General features: G+C 43.9%; 17 protein-coding genes and 2 pseudogenes. 15 read left to right on the top strand and 4 right to left on the bottom strand.

Annotated features, from left to right (window positions below; translation table 11 throughout):
- Positions 1 to 141: 141 nt before the first annotated feature.
- The 8 genes from R7190_RS18580 to R7190_RS18545 all read left to right on the top strand — a co-directional run bounded on the left by R7190_RS18580 (position 142) and on the right by R7190_RS18545 (position 5,644).
- Positions 142 to 894 (top strand): hypothetical protein, encoded by a 753-nt coding sequence (locus R7190_RS18580; protein ID WP_046224215.1) that lies wholly within the window; start codon positions 142 to 144, stop codon positions 892 to 894.
- Between the two features lie 18 nt (positions 895 to 912).
- Entirely contained in the window at positions 913 to 1,206 is a 294-nt protein-coding gene (locus tag R7190_RS18575; RefSeq protein WP_032073016.1) for a hypothetical protein, read from the top strand.
- Positions 1,207 to 1,219: 13 nt separating this feature from the next.
- Positions 1,220 to 1,423: a hypothetical protein gene (locus tag R7190_RS18570; protein ID WP_014386690.1), complete on the top strand. Its 204-nt coding sequence runs from the start codon at positions 1,220 to 1,222 to the stop codon at positions 1,421 to 1,423.
- 214 nt (positions 1,424 to 1,637) lie between these two features.
- Positions 1,638 to 2,114, top strand: a complete 477-nt coding sequence (locus R7190_RS18565; protein ID WP_046224213.1) for a hypothetical protein — start codon at positions 1,638 to 1,640, stop codon at positions 2,112 to 2,114.
- Positions 2,115 to 2,173: 59 nt separating this feature from the next.
- Positions 2,174 to 2,407 (top strand): hypothetical protein, encoded by a 234-nt coding sequence (locus tag R7190_RS18560; protein WP_014386693.1) that lies wholly within the window; start codon positions 2,174 to 2,176, stop codon positions 2,405 to 2,407.
- A gap of 61 nt (positions 2,408 to 2,468) precedes the next feature.
- Positions 2,469 to 4,430: a hypothetical protein gene (locus tag R7190_RS18555; RefSeq protein WP_014386694.1), complete on the top strand. Its 1,962-nt coding sequence runs from the start codon at positions 2,469 to 2,471 to the stop codon at positions 4,428 to 4,430.
- A complete protein-coding gene (locus R7190_RS18550; RefSeq protein ID WP_014386695.1) occupies positions 4,427 to 5,020 on the top strand; it encodes a hypothetical protein in 594 nt (197 codons plus the stop codon). The genes R7190_RS18555 and R7190_RS18550 overlap by 4 nt, the downstream gene beginning before the upstream one ends.
- A 291-nt stretch (positions 5,021 to 5,311) precedes the next feature.
- A complete protein-coding gene (locus tag R7190_RS18545) occupies positions 5,312 to 5,644 on the top strand; it encodes a hypothetical protein (protein WP_133305456.1) in 333 nt (110 codons plus the stop codon).
- A 399-nt stretch (positions 5,645 to 6,043) separates the two neighbouring features.
- On the opposite strand, the gene R7190_RS18540 is transcribed toward R7190_RS18545, so the two are convergent.
- On the bottom strand, positions 6,044 to 6,322 hold the full coding sequence (locus tag R7190_RS18540) for a hypothetical protein (RefSeq protein ID WP_276456104.1): 279 nt from the start codon (positions 6,320 to 6,322) through the stop codon (positions 6,044 to 6,046).
- Between the two features lie 91 nt (positions 6,323 to 6,413).
- Here R7190_RS18540 and R7190_RS18535 point away from each other — a divergent pair, with 91 nt between their 5' ends.
- The 7 genes and pseudogenes from R7190_RS18535 to R7190_RS18505 all read left to right on the top strand — a co-directional run.
- Entirely contained in the window at positions 6,414 to 7,448 is a 1,035-nt protein-coding gene (locus R7190_RS18535; protein ID WP_222802168.1) for an IS110 family transposase, read from the top strand.
- A gap of 326 nt (positions 7,449 to 7,774) precedes the next feature.
- Positions 7,775 to 8,695 carry an IS5 family transposase gene (locus R7190_RS18530; protein ID WP_159408532.1) on the top strand — a complete coding sequence of 307 codons (921 nt, stop codon included), beginning with the start codon at positions 7,775 to 7,777 and terminating at the stop codon, positions 8,693 to 8,695.
- A 452-nt stretch (positions 8,696 to 9,147) separates the two neighbouring features.
- Positions 9,148 to 9,855, top strand: a pseudogene (locus R7190_RS18525) (transposase); the annotation flags it as partial.
- 78 nt (positions 9,856 to 9,933) lie between these two features.
- Complete coding sequence (locus tag R7190_RS18520; protein ID WP_020433901.1) at positions 9,934 to 10,308, top strand: hypothetical protein; 375 nt, start codon at positions 9,934 to 9,936, stop codon at positions 10,306 to 10,308.
- The gene (gene tnpB, locus R7190_RS18515; RefSeq protein ID WP_004393962.1) at positions 10,305 to 10,631 is read left to right on the top strand and encodes an IS66 family insertion sequence element accessory protein TnpB; all 327 of its coding nucleotides are present in this window, start codon (positions 10,305 to 10,307) and stop codon (positions 10,629 to 10,631) included. Before R7190_RS18520 ends, tnpB begins: the two co-directional genes overlap by 4 nt.
- A gap of 171 nt (positions 10,632 to 10,802) precedes the next feature.
- Positions 10,803 to 12,344 (top strand): IS66 family transposase, encoded by a 1,542-nt coding sequence (tnpC, locus tag R7190_RS18510; protein ID WP_318137586.1) that lies wholly within the window; start codon positions 10,803 to 10,805, stop codon positions 12,342 to 12,344.
- A 72-nt stretch (positions 12,345 to 12,416) separates the two neighbouring features.
- Positions 12,417 to 13,004: pseudogene (locus R7190_RS18505) on the top strand (transposase); the annotation flags it as partial.
- Positions 13,005 to 13,544: 540 nt separating this feature from the next.
- Here R7190_RS18505 and R7190_RS18500 read toward each other — a convergent pair.
- From R7190_RS18500 to R7190_RS18490, 3 genes are read right to left on the bottom strand one after another with little or no spacing between them, the layout of a single operon-like run.
- Complete coding sequence (locus tag R7190_RS18500) at positions 13,545 to 15,752, bottom strand: DNA topoisomerase 3 (protein WP_014386700.1); 2,208 nt, start codon at positions 15,750 to 15,752, stop codon at positions 13,545 to 13,547.
- On the bottom strand, positions 15,753 to 16,055 hold the full coding sequence (locus tag R7190_RS18495; RefSeq protein ID WP_014386701.1) for a hypothetical protein: 303 nt from the start codon (positions 16,053 to 16,055) through the stop codon (positions 15,753 to 15,755).
- A complete protein-coding gene (locus R7190_RS18490; RefSeq protein WP_128740496.1) occupies positions 16,037 to 16,813 on the bottom strand; it encodes a hypothetical protein in 777 nt (258 codons plus the stop codon). Before R7190_RS18490 ends, R7190_RS18495 begins: the two co-directional genes overlap by 19 nt.
- Position 16,814 lies beyond the last annotated feature (1 nt).

The raw sequence follows: 16,814 nt of genomic DNA, 5'->3' as shown, positions 1-16,814 counted from the left end.
TTTTGTCCGGTGGCCTTTTTCATCTGGGGGATAATCCTGCCTTTATCGACCTTATGTTTATGTGGGGGTGTGCATCCTCGGGAGTTGCCTTAGCTGAACTGGTTAATGTGAGAAATCCGGATCGAAGTGAGGGAACTCGAAGTGAGCACTAAGATATACAATGGGTTAATTCTGCGCAATACAACGTTAGAGCAGGCACTAACCAAATTATGCTCCTTGCGCTCTGGTTGCGTTGATACGGCCAAAAAAGCCATCGCAAAACTGGGAGCTAGAAAGCTTGCATTTGATGCAGATATCTCGGCAAACGTAACCATGCTCCAAAAGGATAGAAGCTGCCAAACTCTGTCAGATCTGAGAACTATGTTTATCGAGGAAAAGCATAAAGTTTTGGTGGACGGTATTCGTAGTACGGATTGGGACTTCACTTTTAATGTCTGCTTAATTCCCTGGGGACAACATACATTAGGTTTGTACTACGTTGAAAACGATATTGGGTATCGCCAATCCTTAATCGACGTTGGATTTCAAGATTATCATTACCAAAACTCGACAGATAAACCTAACGATGTGACTGATTCAGAATGGAGACAAAGAGAACTCGCTTGGGAATCAGTGTTACCTGGTTGGACAAGACCAATAGAACGCGGTTTGTCTTACAGCGTGGTTGATTGGGATGATTACCAGAGTGCTGTTCATAGTAAAAGTCTGATCCAAGAAAACATCCCTTCACAAAGCATTAGACGCAAGCGAGTGGCGGTAAGTTTGACAGAGCTGGAGTTGACAGCGAGTTTTCCTACTTCATCTGCGTTTGAAATTGTTGAAAAAACCAGAGAGCTATATCCGGATAGAATTGATGACGTATTGCTCGGTGATGTAACGGTAGTACGTTTCTAAAATAGGGGGGGGGGAGTAATGCTGGATTTTTTCTTTATAGGCCCATTAGTCATTGGTTTGGTTTGTTGGTTTAAAGCCCCAAATGAGGAATGGGAGTCACTCGCTAAAGATTTTTCAAAGCGCTGGGCGTTAAGCCTTATAGCTATGATCGCTGCTGCCGCGTTGGGAGGAATAACGATGCCAAATGGACCAGAAAGTAGTGAGTCAGCATGGCTCATATTTGTTGGAATCATTTGGTTTGTATGCATTGTTACGATGCTTTGGGTTGCCCTAACCACACTAATGCAAGCGATTAAATTGAAGAAACAATAATAAGGAACCGAGTATGGCTCACGTAGATCAATATATTGAAGATTGGTTAATGGTGTTCAGAGCTGCGGGTATAAGCGATGAAGTTGCCCAGGAGGAATTTGGCTTGTGGTGTGAAGGGCTCGATGGCGAAATTAGCAATGAGTACACCCAAAACGCACTATCTGTCATCAACGCAGCTGAACAGGCAATTGAAGAACTACAAGGAATTGCTGGGTGAGAAGAAAGCGTTCAAACTGGGTATCCGTAAGTCATTTAAGCGCCTATGCCGCTGATCCATCTAAATTTTGCCAGCACAGAGGACAAGCATACAACTCCGAGGCTGCAAACGCTGGATTAAAGGCTCACGCCCAAGCAGGAAGTGGTAACAGTCTTTTACCGTGGTTAGTGATTATTGTTGTAGCCATATTGGTTGCTATTAACTGGGATTTGTTATGACTGGGGAACTAGTGTTTTTGCTGGTGGCGTCAATCGGCCTATTGATGGTTATTCTCAGAGGGCTGTCCATAAAGAGGCAGTTCCATATGCCTTGGTACTGTATCGTGCTGGGGGCTGATATAGGCGGTTGGAAAAAGCCTTGGTTTATTAAACGCCGAGGAGTCTGCGGAGCCCCTGATGCAGTATTTTTTGATCCATTGCGTTTTAGATACATTGCAGGAGAATTTAAAAGCAGAGCGTTCAATGGGCGAATAACAATCCGTGAAAAGTACCAGCTCACACTTTATACCGGGTTAATTCAGCGATTCTGGCTACCTCAAGCACAGGGTGTCATAGCCTATGGTTGTGGGCGAGTATTGAAGCTGGACTATGATAAGACACTTTTTAAAAAGCTTATGGCTCTTCGAGGCGAAGTCAAATCTGCCAGAAAAAATTGGAGGCCAGTCGATCACAGACCGTTGTATAAGCGATAGACAAAACTTTTTTACAGGGTTAATATATGATTCTGTAATCTGGCTGAGAGGTCAATGTTATGGCATATAACCCAAACAGTGATGAGGTGTGGGGTAAAGAACTAAGGGTGTATAGTTCGATGAGTGAAGCTGACTACCACCGAGTTCTCCAGCAAGGCGCTTTTGCTTATCAAAGTGGAACGCCATACGCAGAAAACCCGCACAATGATCACGAGTCGAAAGCAGCATGGATTGAAGGCTGGCAACTCGCAGCATTTCATGAACGGATGTCTACCACTCGAACCGTGCAATAAGTTTAATTTGATAAACCAGTGCCTGACAGTGTTCGTCGGCACCTTAATAAAGCGTTATTTTATGAAAAAGTTCCTAAATGTTTTCCAGTTGCCTACTGGATATCAAGTACGTATTGGTAAAAAAACAAAGTCTTTCAATGCCGGAGTATCTAGTGATAACGCGCTTAATTCAGCGTTATCCTTTCGCCTGGATATGTATAAACAGGGGGTCTTACCCGCTAATTGGAATGTTGGTTATTTTGAGCCCAATGCTATCAAGATTATTGATCAGGATAAGCAGAAACGTTCACGTTGCACCATCCGAACAAAGACAGATCGGAAGCCCACACACATAGAGGCATATTGGTCAAAGTTCAAAAACCTAGCCGAAGCGCATTCCTTTTTGAAGCGCGAATACAGCAAATGGTGTAGAGAGCACAATGCAATAGCTAAGCTGTATAACCAAAAGCGCAATGAGATTCTGTTCATCTCGGCCCAGAAAGAGAAAGAACAAAAAATATCAATCCTAAGTGATGGCATTAAGTTTGATGCGAAGCTTTGGAACGAGTGTGTGGCCGAATATGAAGGAGTGATGCCTGTTCCTAATACAATCTCTGATCATGTCCAGGTAGAGGCTTATAGTGACAGTGGTGAGAAGGATATCGACCTTAGCCACCATTTCGCTGTTAATGTATCTGATCAATTGGAGCCATACCAGTCTTCCGAAGTTCTCCATGAACTATTGGACCCGGTATACGATATCCTACATGTTGATAACCATGCTGCATTAAAACTAATGCCAGAAGTAAAATGTAGCTACAAAGCTATGCGTGAGAAGTTACGCAAGATTAAGCCAAACCGTAATGTAAAGGGTGCGATTTGTGCTCCATTTTCTATTGAGACAAAGCTTAAATCATCGTTCCTCGATTTTGCCATACCAGCGTACTGGGATGGACTTCCTTTAAACCCATCCAAAACAATCGTTAATCTAGCCAGTCATAATGGGATCATTCAGGCTGCAAGTCTTTTAGCGACAGCTTCATTTATGTTTATGGGCTACATGCAAAAGCAGCGTATGTTGCAATCGGATGAGAATATAGAACTAGAATTTCCTGTGTTCGAAATCAGTGAAAAGATGCTGAATTCTGCAATTGACTCTATCTACCAAGCGCTTCTATTACAAATGGGACGGAAGGCACTGAACTCGATGGGTAAGTGCGAAGAACGATTAAATCTGTGGCATGACGTTGATGTCTGTGACGTCTACGACGATCAGTTTGGAACTGCTGTCCAGATGGGGCAATGGCAGTGCTTTATGCCCCGAAGCAACAACGCGACGTTGCGTAAACTTCAACTATTGGTGCTGGTGGCAAAAATTGAGCATAACCTAGAAGAAGGCTTTGTTCGTCGTCAACTGTCGAAAAGTGGTATCGGAATTACACCCGTTGATAAATTGAAAGATAAGTACAGCCATATTTCTCATGATTCAATTGAGCGATTTGAACAACTCCGGGATCAGCTCTATGTATCCTCAAAGAAATTCTACCCCTTAGTTAACATGAGTTCTTTGCAAACCCCCAAACCTGATCAAGTGTTTATGGCAAGATGCCGTCATTGCGGCCATGTTCCGAATAAAACCATGCGCAAAAAAGATGGGGTCTGGTTTGGAGCAATCCAGTGCCCCAACCATTTAGACGAAGCGGTATCCGGTGAAAGGGAATATGAAGCCGAACTTCATGAATTAGTGATTGAGTGGCAGAAACGTAACCTGAAAAACTTTGATTTTTCTAAGACATATATGTGGGACCTTTCCAGAAAATCATTCTCTACTGAGCTTGGACCTTTCCTCGATGAAGTAAAGCGTCGTCTTTCCGATATGGTTGAGTACAACAGTCTCGCAATATCACTTCCAAAAGAGATCGTAAAGGACAGGCCAGGGAAAAACTTTGCGAAGCGTATCTATGCGAATTATCTCTGGGCGTGTTTTTTCTATGATGCTTATCAAATCAAACTTTCAGAACTAAAGAAGGAGACCGCACGATGAAATCAGGTCTTGAACGGTTGAAGGAAATAGTGACACAAAGTGCGTTTTATCGTTCTCCGAATTATTCCGTAAACGTTAGCTTTAAAGACTTATTCAAACCCGTTGGTGGTTTGCTTGCCTACAATAGCTTGGTGCAAGAGCTAACAGAGGAGATAGCTTTATCTCCTTATGAGATACTTGAAAAGTTAACCCCTGAGTTTCAGCGTTCCAATCAGAAGTGGACGAAAAACATGCAGCAATGTTTCGTTGAAAACCTCTTGTGTGGATGTGAAACGAAAGTACAGCTTTATGATGTGAAAGGCAGGGGGGGAGAGCTGGATGATTCCCTTATCTTAGATGGGTTACAGAGGCTTACCGCTATTGCGGCGTTTCATTCTGGTGAATTCGCTGTATTTGATGAACTGTATTGGGAAGACTTAAAATCTGGAGGTATTTTCCCAAGGTTGAATTTGATCGTGAACATCTACCAGTTTGATTCTGATATTGAGGCATGTCGTTTTTACATTCAGATGAATAAAGGAATTACCCATTCTGAGGCTGATTTAGAAACTGCATATTGCTTTATGCGCAAGCACGGTGAAAAAGTCTAGGTAGTCATTATGGTGTGCATTTTAAGGTCTAAACGGATTGAGTCATCTCGTCAGATATCACTTTGTGGAAAAGTTGTATCTGGTAACGGAGCTCATTATAGGAACATCACCGCTGCGAAGAACGGAGCTCAGCCAGTATGCAAAGACTGTTTAAATTCGCTGGGAATGACAAGATATCAATTGCGGCCAACTAAGAAAAAGAAGCCTAAAGTTAAACCAAAAATGGCAAAGAAGGTTTCTAGGAAGGTGCATGAGTCCTCTGCGAGACAGCCAAAGTTCAATAGACAGGATGTGTTAGATAACAAGGAACTGTTTATTGGGTGTGCAATGGTTATGTTAGAACAGCAGGAAAGGTTAGAACAGTTCCTTGAGAATAACGCTAATGCCCAAATTGCACTTGATTACTACTATTACGGGCAAACAGCTAGAATGACTGCTGAAAAGTACAAATCGACGCAGGTCAGCATTCCAAATAGAGCCAGAACGGGTCTAATTACGTTTAGTGAAGAAATTGAATGCAACCCATTAGATTGGGCATCATGGCCCGTACAATCTCTCTGGGAGCTAAAGAGAACGTTATTAAGTATTGCTGTTGAAGCTGTGCCAGAACAGTTAAACAACTAAGAGGAAAAATCATGCACCAGGAAGTAGATCCAAAAGGGCTAACGTGGCCTATTAAACCGTCAATTGTTGTTGATTGATGATTTGGTTGCATGCAGGTACAGTTAATGTGTGCTTATCACCAGAGATCCCACCAGCAGTTTTTTCGCTCAAACAATGTTTTGAAAACGTGCCTTTCAAAAATGAATCTCAAAAAGGCTGGGCTAAGGTGCTTCGTGAAATCGCTGACAACTTAGAACAGAATGACCAATAATAATACCTAGTGGGGTTAGTATGTTGGATTTTGCAGGGATTTGAAAATAAGTACTTTGAAAAGCTTGTTGTTAAAAAAAATATTTTTTCTAATGTCTAATATATATAAAAACTAGGGAGGCTGTTTAGCCCCCCTTGAAATTACAAAATCTAAACAGCAAAAGATTGTTTTACTAGTTCAATGATCTTATCACCAGCATATTGGGTTTTAAACTCAACTTTTATATCTTTACTAATTTGGTTGAACAGCTCTTTAGCGTGTTCAATTTTTCGTTCTTCTTCTTTGCGAAGATTATCTTTTCCATCAACATTTTTCGTCTCAATGATGAAGTTTAGGTAATCACCCGAGTCAGTTTTAACTACATAAGCAAAGTCAGGTGAATAGGAGTAACCTCCAGAAACAGGTATCTTGATTGAGTTTTTAGGTATTTTGGTAGGCTTTGATGTGATGGACGCACCTCCCTTCTAGCGTCGTTGTACCAAACTAATAGTACAACCATTAAGAGCAGGAGTAACAAGTATGTCTATTAAAGTTGTCGGTATTGATATAGCGAAAAATCTCTTCCAAGTGTGTGTTCTGGGTACAAATGGACAAATTTTATCAAACAAAAAGGTAAAGCGAGATAAGCTTCTAGATACTGTCCGCCAACTACCTGAGCAAACTGCTCTAGCAATGGAGTCATGTGCAACTTCTCATCATTGGGGCAGAATATTTCAAGAGCTAGGATATACAGTGGCTCTTATTCCAGCTCAGCATGTAAAACCATTTGTTGGGCGGCAAAAGAACGATGCTAATGATGCAAGAGCCATTTGCGAAGCCTATTCTAGACCTAATCTTCACTTCGTTCCTGTTAAGTCTGTTGAACAACAAGACCTTAAAGCGATACGCAGTGTCCGTAAACGTTTGGTAGAAAACAGAACTGCCTTGGCGAACCAGATCAGAGGATTGGCTGCTGAATACGGGGTAGTATTTCCTCTCTCTATTAAAGCTTTACGAAGTCATTTACCGCTAGCTCTTGAAGACGCAGAGAATGCCCTTTCCCCAGTAATGAGGAACTTACTGCAAACTTTATACTGTGACTTTGTCAGTCTTAGCGAAGAGATAGATGAAATGACCCAAAGTGTCACCATGTTGAGTCAGCAAAATCCAAAATATGAGGCTATTCGGAATATTCCTGGGTTTGGCCCGATTTTGACAGCGGCACTGATTAGTGAGGTAGGTGTTGGAAACCAATTCCAAAATGGTCGCCAGTTCTCAGCATGGTGTGGCCTAGTTCCAAAACAAAATAGTACAGGCGGAAAAAGTAGTCTTGGCTCTCTATCGAAGTATGGCAATCGTGAATTGAGAGCATTACTTATTCACGGTGCTCGCGCAGTGGTTCGGTGCGGAGCTAACAAAGCGGATGCTATGGGAGCATGGTTGAGAGGACTCATTGCACGCCGAGGAAAAGCAAAAGCGATTGTCGCTCTTGCAAACAAGCTCGGTCGGGTAGCATGGCACATCTTGGCGAAAAATAGTGAATACGATATTAATCAGGCATTTAAGCCTGTTTGACTAAAAATACTAAGTTCTAAGGAGATATCCTCAAGAAGCCACTGAGTTTGCAATAGCTGATGAATAAACGGTGAACCATCCTTACTACACTCTGATAACGCAACGAGGTTATTGAAACCGAGGCTTTGAAAAGACAGTGAGGAGCGGATTACATCATGGCGCAGGTCACATAGTAGACCTAGAAAGACGTCGGATATATGTTAGCGACCGTATCATTGAATCAGTCATTGCATCCTGAGGTGCGTCCATATATGTTGCGTAATTCAGCGGAACTAAATCCAGAACCTACGATCTGATTAGCTACATTCACTTCCTCTCGTAGCCCTATGCCTAAACCTCGTTATAAAACAACCAACTGGAAGCAATACAATCAATCACTCATTAACCGTGGCTCTCTGACCTTTTGGATTGATGAAGAGGCGATAAGCGGTTGGGCGCAAAGCAAACAGAATAAGCGCGGGAGGCCACGTCGGTTCAGTGATTTAGCTATTACGACAGCACTCATGGTGAAACGAGTTTTTTCTATGCCGCTGAGAGCGCTGCAAGGATTTATCGACTCGATATTTAGGTTAACCCATGTACCGCTAAGTTGTCCGCATTACACCTGCATCAGTCGTAGAGCCAAACAAGTAGAGGTCTCATTTAAGACTAAAACGAGAGGAGCGATACAACACCTAGCCATTGATGCAACTGGCCTTAAGGTTTATGGCGAAGGTGAATGGAAAGTCAAAAAACACGGGACGGATGGCAAGCGGAGAGTCTGGCGAAAGCTTCATATTGCCGTCGACACAAACACTCATGAGATCATTGCCGCCGAACTAAGTTTATCAACGGTTACAGATGGCGAAGTACTCCCGAACTTACTGAAACAAACACGCCGAAGTATCCTTGAGGTGTCTGGTGATGGCGCTTATGACACAAGAGCGTGTCACACTGCTATTAAGATTAAGGGAGCCATTGCGCTTGTTCCCCCACGAGAAGGGGCAGCCTTCTGGGAGCGTGGTCATCCTCGAAATCTCGCCGTGGGTTGCCAGAAGTTATACGGCTCAAATAAGTATTGGAAAGAGCGGTATGGATACCACAAACGTTCACTCTCAGAAACAGCGATGTATCGAGTTAAACAGTTGCTAGGAGGGAAACTGAGCTTAAGGAATTACAATGCCCAGGTGGGTGAATCTTACGCGATGATAAAAGCGTTGAACAAGCTTACTAGGTTAGGTATGCCTGAAACTTGTCGTATTGACTAAGAAATACGCGAAACGGGGTTGCTCTATCTCTAAATTTAATTACGCAACAAAGCCCCTTGAAGGCGAGATATATCGAGCTGATTAGAAAGTGTTGTTTTATTTTTTTTAGTCGGCATTCCTCTACTGAAAACGGAACTATGATAGAAGAAATCACTTACAGCATTATTTTCTAAGACATAACTAATGGAGGGGGAGTCTATAAAATCCCTATATAGTATAAACTTAGGGACGTTAACGCTGTATTTAGTTTTTCCACTATGTCTAACAATTGAATTCACTACTCTTTTGGGTAAAAAATGCGTGTTATATATTAGGCTTCGAACTTCAAAATTATCATAGCCTAATGAGCATAGGTATCTACACAGATTGGTCGCATATTGAGCAATTAATTTGATTAAGGGAACTGATCCTAGGATCAATGATCAAGAGAGTTAACTATTCTTTAACTTGTACTGATTATGACTCTTTTCGAACAACATCAACTACCGTGCCTCTTAGAATCAAGACTCTCTAATCGTTATCAGACCATTGTTATGGAACATATGACTGTGAATTCGACTAATGCCCCTGGGGCTAAATCATTAGAGCACCATACGCAATCTTGGGCTTCTACCCAAGCCACATGGCGCTTTTACCACAATGACAATGTGACCTTTCCTATGCTGAGTAGTCCAATACTCGGACTGGCAAGAGCTGGAGTAAAAGAGACTCAAAGTCGTTATGTTTTGATGGCTCATGATTGGTGTCGTATCAACTTTTCTAAGCATCATAGTAAGTTTGATAAGACCCAGATGTCTCATGCTCTGGATGTGGGTTATGAGCTCCAAGCCTCTCTGCTCATTGATGCTGATACAGGAGAGCCTATCGCTCCAGCAGGTTTGAACTTATTGACTGACAAAGGCATTTATCAATGTCGGTCTGAAGACATTCAACCGAAACAAAGCCATCTGGATTCACTGTTTGAAAGCATTCAGTGGCAAGAACAATTGCGTTTAGATAAGCCTTTAGTCCACGTTGTCGACAGGGAAGCGGATTCAGCAAAAGACCTAAGACGCTTAGGGTCTATAAATTGGTTAACACGAACTAAAAAAACCTCCACCTTCCGTCATGAAGGGCAGTTTAAAACGGCTGAGGTAATTGGTCGAAAGCTAAACCCAGAGTGAGCTTACGGCAGCATAGCTCAACTTAACTCGCCAGCTCTGGTTTACTAAGTGCTTATCCAATATAAGGAAGGCACCATGCAAAACCAGAAAAACCTGATTCAGGCCACTGCTGACTTTGAGCACTGGCGACAAACCCGCATTAATAAACATGCCAGTATCCCCGATGAACTACGCTGCTTAGCACTCAAGCTGCTTGAAGAATATCCGATCAGTCACGTGACCAAAGCACTACGGATCTGCACCACCCAGCTCAATGACTGGCGCAAGCAACTTCCCGTTAAGTCGTCCGCTCCTGATTTTGTTCCGTTACAGATAGAGCCTGATTTACTACCTAAATCAGACCTGAGCCTTCAGCTCACTCTTCCTAATTCAAGTCAGATCCGTATCAGCGGCCTTGTCTCTCCTGACTTATTGCGAGCTCTGATACAAGAAGCAGGAGAAGTAAAATGATCCACCTGACTGCTGAGAGTAAAATCCTGCTTGCGACTCAACCAGCCGATTTTCGCTGTGGTATTGATGGACTCGCCGCCCTGTGTCGCCATCAGCTAAAACAGTCGCCTCGTAGCGGAACCCTGTTTGTGTTTACCAACCGCCGTCAAACCATGCTTAGAGCATTATGTTATGACGGCTCTGGCTTCTGGTTAATCAATAAACGCCTGAGCAAAGGCCGCTTTCAAGATTGGCCCCGTCATCACCAAGATGGGGTGACCCCTGTCGCCGCGAAGCAGCTTAAAGCTCTGTTGGTGGGGCTGCCTGGCTGGCAAAAAGTATGACCGTACGCACACTATTCCCCCTTAAGTTATCGATCCTCACGATCATGTTGACCGATCCCACAATGCTGGAATAATTAGCGCATCAGCACTGCAAGCCAGCCGACAGGAACTTAAATGGCACAAGACTTTACCGATATTGACAGCGAAGAGCTGGACAGGCTTATCCAGCGAGTGCACGAGGCAAAGGAGCACGACTTAGCACTGAGTGCGGAAGATTGCCACATCTTGTTGAAGGCATTAAAGACGCTGGCTGCCTTGCAAGAGCGTCTGTCTGACAACGATATCACCCTGCATAAATTGCGTAAGTTGGTTGGCATGGTCAAGTCATCAGAAACGATGGACACTCTACTCGGCCAGAAAAATAAGAAAAACAAAAACCGCGGTCAAAAACGTCCTAAGCCTAAAAATACCCAACCCAGCACACCACCAGTGAAACCGAAAGTCACTCAGCATAAACTGGACGATCTAAAGAAAGGCGATAGTTGCCCCGAGTGTCAAAAAGGCAAGTTATATAAATACGAGCCCGCTACGCTGTTGCGGATCACTGGGCAAAGTCCGTTCGTCCCAGAGCAACACGTTATGGAGCGGCTACGTTGCAATGCCTGTGGTCAGTACTTCACTGCCAAGTTACCTAATGACGTGATAAATGATGGAGAGCCAAGCCAGAAGTATGGTTACAGTGCCCGCAGCCTGATGGCTCTTCACAAGTTTTTTGCAGGTGCACCCTACTATCGTCAGGAGAGTACGCAAGCGCTGATGGGGATTAAACTGACCGCCTCAACCATCTTTGACCAAGTCGAGTTAGTCGCCAATAGCTTGCAACCCATTTATAACTTGTTAAGAGTGTTTGCCGCAAACGCAGAGCACTATTATTTAGATGACACGACCAACCGAATTTTAGACAAAGTCCCGATAGAAAAGCCGCAGAGAAATGGAACAAAAACCCGAGAGCGCAGTGGTGTTTACAGCTCCGGTTTAGTCGCGGGCTTAAAAGAGGGTCGTACTGTCGTGTTGTATCAGACCAATATCGGTCATGCCGGCGAGTTCATCGACGAGATTTTACATGACCGTGGCCGGACACTCGCGCCCCCGATATTGATGAGTGATGCCTTATCCAGCAACCGTCCATCGCTTGATTACGTGGTCGAACACAGTCTGTGCAACAGTCACGGACGACGGCAGTTTGCCGAAGTCCTTAATCAGTTTCCAGATGAAGTGGAGCAAGTACTCCAGTGGTATGGTGAAATCTGGCGACACGATGATGAAGCCAGGGAGCTAGGACTTAACGCGGGGCAACGGTTAGCTTGGCATAAAAAGCTATCACTTCCGGTAATGGAGCAGATCCGAAACTGGGGTCAGGCCGAGCTGAACAGGGGAAATACAGAAGAAAACAGCGGGCTTGGTAAAGCAATTAATTATTTTACTAAGCATTATGAGGGGCTGACCGCCTTCTGCCGTCTCGAGGGAGCACAGCTGGATAATAACCGAGCGGAGCAAGCACTCAAGCTAGTTGCTCGCAACCGAAAAAATGCCCTGTTCCATAAAACACAGGCTGGTGCGAGCATTGCGGATGTGATCATGGCGATGATAGCGACATCAGCCGAAGCGGGTATAAATGTGCTGGATTACTTTAATACGATACAGCGAATGGAAAGTGAAGTTAAGGCTAATCCACAACAGTTCTTGCCCTGGAATTATCAGTCCAATATCTAATCAAAACAGGCTCTGGCTTTCGGCCAGAGCCGCTTCTTAATACCTATGTACACTATCTTCTCGTAAGCTCACAACCCAGATATCAAAGGCGTCGTTTCAATCCGAGGGAGAGAAGGTTATCTTTTTGTCGGTGAGACGAAGGTTGAGTTGCAGAGAAAGTCGGAAAAGTTGGCGTCGCAAGCGCCTGAATGTCGCCTTGTAATGAGCTTAGTGACCGATGAGAAAGGCAATGAGTTAGCAAGATGGTATTTATTATCGAATGTTTTCGATGTTGATGCGACAGAGGTAGCGATGTGGTATTGCCACCGATGGAACATTGAGTCATGGTTCAAACTGTTGAAAACAAATGGTCATCAGCTTGAGAAATGGCAACAGACAACGGGTGAATTGATACTCAAACGATTAATTGTAGCCAGTGTTGCGACCACGCTCGTTTTTAAGCTTTACTCAGACAAGTCAGAAGAAGCGAATGAATTTAAAGGTTTTTTAGTGAAATTAAGTGGGCGTTTGACGAAGCGTTCAAAGCCAGTGACACATTCAGCCTTACTTGCAGGCCTCTGGGTTTTCTTGCAAATGTGCGAAGTATTAAACACTTACACGACAGAGGAAATCAACAGGATGAAAGAGTTGGCCCGTTCATTTTTTGCTCAATTTGTGTAGATACCTATGCCTAATGAGTGTAATTTTTTACATTCAGTCTTTAGGAGCTTCTTAATTTCGAATTCATATAGATCTAGGTAACACCTTGTAGATTTATTTAATATTCCTAAAAATAACTTTTCTACTCGTTTTACTTTACATTGTTTGTACAATGGCAGTGCTACAGCGACCCCTAAAGAACTCTTATTTGATAGTGCGTTCACAGGGAAATTGTTGTCGATTCTTGGTTTTTTGTATCTATCTACGCTATTCATGAAATCTGTCGTTGGAGTGGTTATTTCTCTACACTTTTCCTGTTTGAATTTAGCTAAGCTATATAAATAAAGGCTATTAATCACTCTTTGCCTATCATTATCCATCCAGCCTAGATTAAGATACAGGGTGTGGTGTTTGAAAGCAGCTTTGGCGTGTTCTCGGTTATGATACATAATGGACCCTTAAAAATTTAAAATGCTAAATATCACTCTGTTTAATGGATGTTCTAGTGTCAGTGAGCCTATTTGATTATCAGTTATATACCGGGGCCTAAGCCCCGAGACGTTAGTCAAATAACTCTTCCAGAGATTTTTTCTTCCGAGAGTATGGCATCGTCGATTTACAATCAGGATACCCAGTACAACCCCAAAAAGAGCTAGCTCGCTTTTTACCTGGAGCCTTGCCTTTACGTAGGCGCATTGGCTTGCCACAGTCAGGACAATCAGGACAATCCTCAGCAGCAATACGCTTTTCTGGTTTCCCACGATTGTCAGGAAAAGTCTTTTTACATGTCTCGTTCTGACACCCCCAAAAAAAGCCATTTTTCCCTTTTAGTCGCTTCAACTTACCACCACAATTGAAACAATCATGAGTAGGACCTTCCGCATTTTTGAAAGCCTTAGCTAAGATGCCTTCTGGTTGAGTTAGGGTTGGAGCATTCTGCTTGAGTTGTTGGATCATTTGAACAATCCAACCTGAGATTTGCTGCATAAAGACGGACATGTTTCCGTTCCCTGTCGCTATCTTCTCCAGTTCCTGTTCCCAAGCCGCCGTCATGCCTGGGCTTTTGATCGCTGCTGGTACGACAGCAATAAGTGCGTGAGCTTTATCCGTGGCGATAAGGAGCTTTTTCTTTCTCTGCAAGTACCCTTTATCGACCGCACCCTGAATAATGCCTGCACGGGTAGCTGGGGTGCCGAGGCCAGCGGTGTCTTTTAGGACTTGCTTAAACTTTTCTTCTGTGACAAAGCGAGCAATGTTTTCCATCGCGCTTAGTAGTGTGGCTTCGGTGAAATGAGGTGATGGCCGAGTCATTTTGTCAGTGATTACCGAATCATTGATCAAGGCTGGTTCACCCTGGCTAACTTTCGGTAATTTCTCTTGCTCTTTTGGTCCATCAAGATCATCGCCTTCATCTTGAGGGGATGATTCTGCATCATTGTTGAATAGTACTTTCCAACCTTGACGTAAATGTGTTTTGCCGTTGGCCGTGAACGAATGATTGCCGCATTGAACATCAATTGTAGTTTTGTTGAATTCAAAAGGACTGTAGAACTGGGCGATGTAGAAACGACGAATTGCATCGTACAGATTGAACTCTTTTTCGCTCATGGCACTTATGTTGGTTTTGGCCGGAGTTGGAATGATGGCATGGTGAGCGGTGATTTTTTTGTCATTGAACGCTCTTGATGATCTCGATTGGTCTGCTCCAGCCACCAGCCCTGAAACACGCTGATCCGAAAGAATCAGAGCTTGAAGAATATCGGGGATATCCTCTTTCTGTGATTCTGGCAGGTATCTGCAATCTGTACGGGGGTAGGTGGTTGCTTTGTGCTTTTCGTACAAAGCTTGTGCTGCATCAAGTGTTTCTTGCGCACTGTACCCCCAACGTTTGGCCGCGTATTGCTGTAAACTAGTCAAATCAAATGGAAGAGGGGCTGATTCCTTGCCAGCTTTTGTTTCAGCCTTACTTATAAGTGCTTGCGCTCCTTTTACTTGAGCGGCTACTTGCTCTGCATAGGCTTTGTTTGTACATCGCCCTTGATCGTCAGAGCACTCTTCTGGCGGCACCCAGTGAGCAAGGAATTGACCGTTTTGAACAGATACACCGACGTCCATCGTCCAGAACGGTGATGGTTTGAAGTTGGCTATTTCACTGTCTCGCTGGCACACAAGGGCGACCGTGGGGGTGATTACTCGTCCTATATGGAGCGTTTGCCCGAAGCCAACCTCTCTTGCAAGTACTGTATAACAGCGAGACATGTTCATACCCACTACCCAGTCAGCTCGCTGGCGAGATAGGGATGCGTAATAAAGGGGTATCGTCTCCTTGCCATCTTTGATGTTTCGAAGTGCTTTTCTGATACTGCTTTCATCAAGAGCAGTTAAACAAACTCGTTTTACGGGGCCTTGGTATCGGAATCTATCGAGTAGGGAACGAGCGATCGCTTCGCCTTCTCTGTCATAGTCAGTCGAGATATAAACTGTGCTGGCTTTTTTCACCAGCTGCTCGATCACTTTATATTGCTTGGAAGAGCTACGCCTCACCTTGCTACGCCATGATTCAGGAGAAATAGGCAGTGTTTCAAGGGACCATGCTTTATATTTCTCGTCATAGTCATCGGGCATATAGAGTTCTAATAGATGACCAAGAGCCCAGGTTATTGCCCGGCCACTTCCATCATGAATAAAACCGTCGCCGTGCTGAGTTACTCCCATCACAGCTGCGAGGTCTTTTGCTTGGGATGGCTTCTCACAAATGTACAGATCCATTTAAGCGCACTCCTTTGGTTTGAGCGCGATGTCTTGAATACCGTTTTGCTGCGTAGAAAGGTTGGTCAGCTGTTTCCAGTTTTCGGAGGCATCGGCTATTAAGGGGGATTTCTCTGTGCCAGCAATAAAAGCTAGGTTGGCAGAGATAACGACTGCTGCTTCTTCCGGAGTGCCACTTTGTCCGGCCTCAACCAGCATGATGTTCAGCTCATCAAAGAGCTCAGCTTTAGCTTGAAGAACGAGAAGCTCTTCTTCCGTCAACTGAGTATGTGATGAGCTGGTGGTTACTTTATGGCTTTGCATGGGTTTACCACTGTAAATGGGCGAGTAGAACTGCGAACGATCTTGCGCTGTTCATTCGTCATTTTTTGTGATGTGCAAAATTGCGTCCAAGCGGTGAGATAATCTTGGTAAGTGTGTTGTGGCGGATTGCACTGACCAACCAGATCGCTTGGGATACTGCCTGTTTCGCCTTTTTCTTTCTCGATGAACTGCCAATCGCGTTCATCCATGCCATTACCGCTATCACAGAAACGCTCCCAGCGTGATAGTTCGTATAAGGAGTACCCTTTGCCTTTCACACCAGAAGAAAGTTTTTTGTATGCGGAAATGGCATCTTCCATGTTGGAACCATTTTTATCCTTCTGCTGTTTTATCAATGCGCTTTCATTATTCGCGCCGAGACTACTTGTTGGACCTAATACATGGATGTAATCGGGTTTGCGAAATGCTGCTCCACCCAGTCCTAAATCTTCATAAGAAACATTGAGACCACGATCTACACGATCTTGCTTCTTATGTGCTTCGATATCAGCACTGCCACGATTTTCAGCAATATTCAAAAGGAAGTAATAGGCATCGACATCATCATCAGACGCAAGCAGTTTGTCAGCCTTCGCTTCGTAGATAGGAAGGTTCTCTTGAATCCATTGATCTGTCGGCTGCTGAGGAATGCCGTAGCGTTGGTGCAATTCTGCGTTTGTTGGTGGGATATCTTTGGTTGAGGAACACCCAGCCAAAATAGCTAACCCTACAAGTACTACTAATTGCTTTTTAATCATC

It is taken from the genome of Vibrio sp. 1078-1, assembly GCF_033340475.1.
Note: the sequence above shows the minus strand (reverse complement) of the source record. Positions and strands in the feature narration are given on the sequence as shown.

What these genes read in the sequence shown, in the direction of transcription:
- R7190_RS18575 (WP_032073016.1), top strand. Translation starts at nt 913, where the DNA reads ATGCTGGATTTTTTCTTTATAGGCCCATTAGTCATTGGTTTGGTTTGT.
- R7190_RS18570 (WP_014386690.1), top strand. Translation starts at nt 1,220, where the DNA reads ATGGCTCACGTAGATCAATATATTGAAGATTGGTTAATGGTGTTCAGA.
- R7190_RS18565 (WP_046224213.1), top strand. Translation starts at nt 1,638, where the DNA reads ATGACTGGGGAACTAGTGTTTTTGCTGGTGGCGTCAATCGGCCTATTG.
- R7190_RS18560 (WP_014386693.1), top strand. Translation starts at nt 2,174, where the DNA reads ATGGCATATAACCCAAACAGTGATGAGGTGTGGGGTAAAGAACTAAGG.
- R7190_RS18555 (WP_014386694.1), top strand. Translation starts at nt 2,469, where the DNA reads ATGAAAAAGTTCCTAAATGTTTTCCAGTTGCCTACTGGATATCAAGTA.
- R7190_RS18550 (WP_014386695.1), top strand. Translation starts at nt 4,427, where the DNA reads ATGAAATCAGGTCTTGAACGGTTGAAGGAAATAGTGACACAAAGTGCG.
- R7190_RS18535 (WP_222802168.1), top strand. Translation starts at nt 6,414, where the DNA reads ATGTCTATTAAAGTTGTCGGTATTGATATAGCGAAAAATCTCTTCCAA.
- R7190_RS18530 (WP_159408532.1), top strand. Translation starts at nt 7,775, where the DNA reads ATGCCTAAACCTCGTTATAAAACAACCAACTGGAAGCAATACAATCAA.
- R7190_RS18520 (WP_020433901.1), top strand. Translation starts at nt 9,934, where the DNA reads ATGCAAAACCAGAAAAACCTGATTCAGGCCACTGCTGACTTTGAGCAC.
- tnpB (WP_004393962.1), top strand. Translation starts at nt 10,305, where the DNA reads ATGATCCACCTGACTGCTGAGAGTAAAATCCTGCTTGCGACTCAACCA.
- R7190_RS18500 (WP_014386700.1), bottom strand. Translation starts at nt 15,752, where the DNA reads ATGGATCTGTACATTTGTGAGAAGCCATCCCAAGCAAAAGACCTCGCA.
- R7190_RS18495 (WP_014386701.1), bottom strand. Translation starts at nt 16,055, where the DNA reads ATGCAAAGCCATAAAGTAACCACCAGCTCATCACATACTCAGTTGACG.
- R7190_RS18490 (WP_128740496.1), bottom strand. Translation starts at nt 16,813, where the DNA reads ATGATTAAAAAGCAATTAGTAGTACTTGTAGGGTTAGCTATTTTGGCT.